2 protein-coding genes are annotated in these 2,010 nt (G+C 66.5%); both read right to left on the bottom strand.

Annotation, left to right across the window (positions count from 1 at the left end; all coding sequences use genetic code 11):
- The coding region (locus tag ACFWPJ_RS31415) for an alpha/beta-hydrolase N-terminal domain-containing protein (RefSeq protein ID WP_378856933.1) at positions 1-830 on the bottom strand (830 nt) is incomplete at its 3' end.
- 212 nt (positions 831-1,042) lie between these two features.
- The gene (locus ACFWPJ_RS31410; protein ID WP_378856931.1) at positions 1,043-1,816 is read right to left on the bottom strand and encodes a helix-turn-helix domain-containing protein; all 774 of its coding nucleotides are present in this window, start codon (positions 1,814-1,816) and stop codon (positions 1,043-1,045) included.
- Positions 1,817-2,010 lie beyond the last annotated feature (194 nt).

Here is a 2,010-nt window from a genome sequence, read left to right as displayed (position 1 = left end):
ACAGATGCCAACACCCCACACCCACCGACAACAACACCACTCTCTCCGCCGCCAGCGACAGAGGGGTATAAGAGACAGGTCAGGTCGCGTGGGGTCGGACCGTTGGCGACGAAGATCCGCCCCTGCCTGCCGAGCGAGTCCCAGCTCACCAGCGATCCGGGTCCGCCGGAGCGCTCCGGAACGACGGGTTCTTCGGTATCCGGCGAATCCTCTTCGTTCACAGCCTTGAACGTCTCGTTGAGCGCCGACATCGCGACATCGGCCACCACGCCGTTGATCGCGGCGACAGCCACCACCGCCACGACCACACCACCCAGCACAGCGGCGACGCGAGTGGGCAGCACACGCCCCAGCAGTCCACCGACCCAGCGCGACAGCGCCCAGCACAACCTCGACACCGCGAGCAACACCGCGAAGACAACGGCGCTGATCGCCACGATGATCGGATACGCGTGCCAGGCAAGGCCGCTCACGCCCATGAGCGAACGCAGATCACTCTGCCAATCGGCGTACCAGGCCAGGACGGTGACCGTGCCGAGTGCTGCGACGATTCCCAACCCCCAGCGAACCACCGTGGGCGTCGGCCCCGGCTCTCGTTGCAGCATCCACCACATCAGCGCAGCGACCGCGAGGCCGAGTCCGTATCCGATGGCTGCCGCCGCGCCGGTGACGACTCCCTGGAACAGTGGCCCCCTGGGCAGCAGTGACGGTGTGAGCGACAGCCACACCAGGACCAGCGCGCCGATCGCCCCGCCGAGGTGGAAACCCCGGGGCCGGGACGCAGGTGCCGTGTCGCCGCCCTCTGGATCGAGCCCGCGCGTGGAATTCATTTGTTCCCCTGTGACTCGACCAACGATCCACCGGTGCACAATTCGCTGCGGCGCTGCGCATCAGTCGTATATTGCCGACTCGAGCGGCACTCGAAACGGTTCGTTCAGTTTCCGAACTATACGACTCGGGGTCATCACTGCGATCCCACCGCGGGTCACCGGAAATGACTCCATTCGGTACTACCACTGAGCAGAGTAAAAGCGTGGCCGTATTACGTGCCGAGGAAGATTCGCACCCACCCCGGGTGGTCGACCACGTCGACGTCGAATACCTGCACGGTGACGTCGACCGGTCGACCGGTCATCGGGTCGCGGAGTCGAATCGGCGACAGCCCCGTCGAAAACGTCACTTCGCCTTCGTTCCACAGCACACAGAACTCCGGGTACATTCCGAGCTCGTCGAGCAGATGCTCCGGCCATCCCGCCTGGCCGACGGCGCCGATTCGCCCGCGCAGTCCGCTCACCGACATCCGCGCGACGTCGTCCCAGTTCACGACCACCTGCCGTGCCAGCTGGTCACCGAACAGCCAGTGCAGCCCGTTGCCGCCCTCGCGCAGTCCCGGCAGCATCGTGCGCGCGGCCGTGTTGAGCGCCAGGATATCGCCGCGGGAGTCGAAGTATCCCGCCATCCCGCCACGGTGCGCGTCGAGACTGCGGAGCGCGTCTTCGCCGATGCCTGCGCGCAACTGGCCGATCGTGGGAGTCGCCGCGATGGGAATCCCCGCCAGGTCGAACAGATGCCTGCGCTCGGTCACCCGCAGCGCCCTGGCCTGATCCAGGCAGTCCGCCAATGCCTCGACGACCGCGCGCGCCGGATGATCCCTGTCGCCCCACTCCAGATGAGTCACGTAGCTGGCGCTGACCCCCGCCGACATCGCCAGCCGCTCGCGCGACATCCGGCGATCATCGCGCAACCAGCGCAGGAAACTGCCGAATGTCGGCGGCGCCAACCGCACCGCACCGCCGGACCTGGTCAGCTGCTTCACGCACTCACTCCCGTCAGAGCCTTGCCCGAATCCCTGCACGATAGCGATCGCAGCACGCCGCAACCCGGGAAACGCGCAGCGACGTGCGGCGCGACTATCGTTGGGCAGGTGAGCGACAGCATGCGACACGAGGACACGAAACAAGCCATGCTCCGCGTTATGGTCGACCGTATTCTCCGCGGAGAGGGTGCGAC

Source organism: Nocardia sp. NPDC058497, assembly GCF_042720195.1.
Lineage (GTDB): Bacteria > Actinomycetota > Actinomycetes > Mycobacteriales > Mycobacteriaceae > Nocardia.
This window is presented reverse-complemented; position numbering and strand designations above follow the sequence as displayed.